The sequence below is a fragment of the Enterobacter sp. K510 genome (assembly GCF_055804875.1).
Window position 1 is genome coordinate 1 of record NZ_JBNRLQ010000020.1, and the last position, 3,407, is coordinate 3,407.

Here is a 3,407-nt window from a genome sequence, read left to right on the forward strand (position 1 = left end):
CGGTTTGCCGGGTGGCGGCAGCGCCTTACCCGGCCTGCCACAACCTGTAGGCCCGTGCAAGCGAAGCGCCGCCGGGCAAAAAAACAATCACCCAACCTCAAAACACCCCGCCCCGGCGGGGTGTTTTTTTATTATTGTAGACATGAATGTATTTAATTATTGGTGTGGGTTAATTTATTAATTCAGAGAATGATTTATGAAAAAATACATTAATATCGTCTATATATTCTGCCGGCTTATAATTTGTCGTCGCCACTCCCGGTATTTATATCTCTCCTGATATCAAGCAGTTGACTTTTATTACAACGATTTGAATCATAATCCTCTTGAACAAAAAATAGTAACCCTCTATAAAATCCCTCAAATTTTTTTAATCAATCTTATCTGGCGACACCGCCATACCTTTCTGTCGTTAATATATATATCAGCTGAATAAGGAACATTCATCATGCAACGAAAATCAGTCCTGTCGATCTGTATCGCCCTGGCGTTAAGCGGCAATGGCTATGCCGAAACCGAACACTTAGCAAAAGATCGTACCGCTAACCTCTGCCCCGCGAATATGAGTGTGCTGACGGAAGAGCAAAAAGCGCAGTTAGCGGCTGAATGTCTGCAAGAGCCTTCGTTTATGGAAGATCCCAAAAACTGGGTTATCGGTGGCATGGCGGCGGTAGTAGCGGCAGTGGGTATTGCGGTTGAAAACGATCACGATGGTGAAAGTTCGGATAACAGCGACAGCGGTAACGATGATGGCGGCGATAACGGCGGAGATGATAATGATGGCGGCGATAACGGCGGCGACGATAATGGTGACGACAATGATAACGGCGACAATGGCAATGATGACAATAACGATAACGGCGATGATGGCGAGGACGGTGGCGATGAGCCGTTAGTGATTAATGGCGGCACTGGTACAGCCACGGACAACGTTGGTGAAGAAATTGACGTTGACGGCAAGCTTATCATTATCAAAGGCGACAGCACCGGCACGGATAGCGGTATCGGCACGCAAGTAAAGGGTGATAAAAATACGATTAACAATGAAGGTGGGATTACGGCCACTACGGACGGCACCGGTTTCGCTGTCACTGGTAATGAGAACACCATTAATAATACCGGCGCGACCAGCGTCACTGATGGCGGCACCGGAACGCAAATCAGTGGTAACAGCAATACCCTCAATCAGAACGGTAAGATGATCGTGGGAGATTTCTCCACGGGCATCAATGTTACCGGGGACAGCAATAACGTGAATCTTATCTCCGATGAGATGAAAATCACAGGCTATGACGCGACCGGGGTGAATATTACCGGGAACACCAACACGGTGACCCTGACCGGAGATATGGTGGTGGATAAAGATCAGAAATCACCGCTCGCGAAAGAGTATTTCTTTAAGCCATCTACCGGCATTAACGTGGCAGGTAATGATAATACCGTGGTGCTGGACGGGCACATGCAGGTGGTGCTCGATACCGAAATGGCAGATAGCCACAAATGGGCAAAATATGATGGTTCTCAGGAGCCTATTTTTGGCCTGGAGGTCGTCGGAGAGGGCAACCGTGTAGATATCATGGGTGGTATCGAACTGACCGGGGAAATAAATCAGACGGCTGATAATGAAACCGGAAATAAGCGAAATGGTCCCAGTTCCTCTAAAGTAATTAGCGTGAGCGGAAACTCATCCGTGTATCTGCATGGTGAGTCGTCTATAAATGGTGATTTTGGTCAGCCGTTCAAGAGCATTATTGGTGTTTCTGATGGTGGTTACTTTGAAATTAGCGAAGATGCCACGCTCGAAACCGATATAACCAGCATAAATAAATACCTGCTTTATAATTATAATTATCTTGGCTATATCGATACTAACAGCACCATGGTCAATAAGGGGGCGATCAGTATCAACGATATTGGTTTTGCTCAGGTCGCAAACGGGTCAACCTTTATTAACGAAGGCGAAATTACGCTCGAAAAAACGATGGTTTCCGCAGGAACGGATGGCGCCGTGGTGGTAGGGCCAACGGCCATGAATAAAGGATCCCTTGTACGTAACGAGGGTAGCATTACCGGATATCTGCTTAACCGAGGAAGCATCCTGCCTGCGGGCGACATCGAAAGCGGTCAAATGACGAATGATGATGTAGGCTCCATCGTTCTTATGACGGCTCAGAAGGGCGCACAGGCCATTAATAATGGCTCACTCACATTGTATGGCCGCGGTGAAGTATTACATGCCCAGGATTCAACGGCAGATAACTACGGGCAAATCACCACGGATGCATTATGGGTGGCAGAAGGAGATGACACCACTTATGCGCAAGGGGTTCCCTCTGATAAAGCCATTGATTATGCCGTTGGCATGGGGGCCGGTAATACCTATACCCATGGCAAAAACGGAACCGCAGTAAACCACGAGGGTGGAACCATTACTGTTAATAACGCCGGTGCCGGTATGGCAGCAGTAGGTCTCAATAACGTCGTCATTAATCAGGGCACCATCAACCTTAATCAGAACGAAAACTATACCGGCGACGAACCCTTAGTCGGTATGGCGGTATATGAGGGCGGTAGCGCCATCAACGATACTACCGGCGTGATTAATATTAACGCTAAAAACGGGGTTGCCTTTTATTCCGACGGCGATGCGAATAACCGTATTATTAACCGCGGTGAGATTAATGTTAATGAAAGTGCAGGTGTACCGGCGGCGGCTGATAACAGCGACAAACTCACATCCATTGAATATGCTGACGGTACCATCCTGAGCGACACTATCACCTTAGATAAAAGTGGCGTAATACTAACCGGTAGTACGGTAAGTAATACCGGCACGCTGAATGGTCCTGGCCGGCTATTTGTGGACGGCACTCTTGAAAACCAGGTGGCGGCAATCGTTAATGCGCCCCTTACTGTTACCGGGACCGTGAATAACAGCGGTACCATCACTCAAAGTATTGCGGTAAATGCTTCCGGCAAGGTAGTAAGCGACGGTATTATTACAGGCGGCGCGATTCTGGGGGACACTGCACATATTACCAACAGCGGCGCGTTTTCGCTCGGTAGCGCATCCGACAAAGCGAATGCCAGCATGCTGGAGATGAAAAAGAACAGCGTGTTTGAAAACGCCGCTGGTGGCGTAATGACGGGTGATAATATAAAAAATGCTGTTCATATGAATGACAACAGCACCGTGAAAAACGACAAGGGCGCGACAATGAATTTTACCGCCAGCAGTCATGCGGCGGCGTTTAATATCTGGGGCGGAACGGCTGACTTTATTAACGACGGTACGGTCAACGGCTCGGGAATGACCTCTGTAGTAAGATCTGCGGATAATGCCGCTGCCAGCAAGGCGTTCTTCTGGAACCAGGATGACGGGGTGGTGAACTTTACCGCTTCTCAGT

2 protein-coding genes are annotated in these 3,407 nt (G+C 48.3%); both read left to right on the forward strand.

Going from position 1 to position 3,407, the window contains the following annotated elements:
* A partial coding sequence (locus tag ACQUTD_RS21505) for a hypothetical protein (RefSeq protein ID WP_473277444.1) occupies positions 1-181 on the forward strand: 181 nt, incomplete at its 5' end.
* A gap of 267 nt (positions 182-448) precedes the next feature.
* A partial coding sequence (locus ACQUTD_RS21510) for a beta strand repeat-containing protein (RefSeq protein WP_473277445.1) occupies positions 449-3,407 on the forward strand: 2,959 nt, incomplete at its 3' end.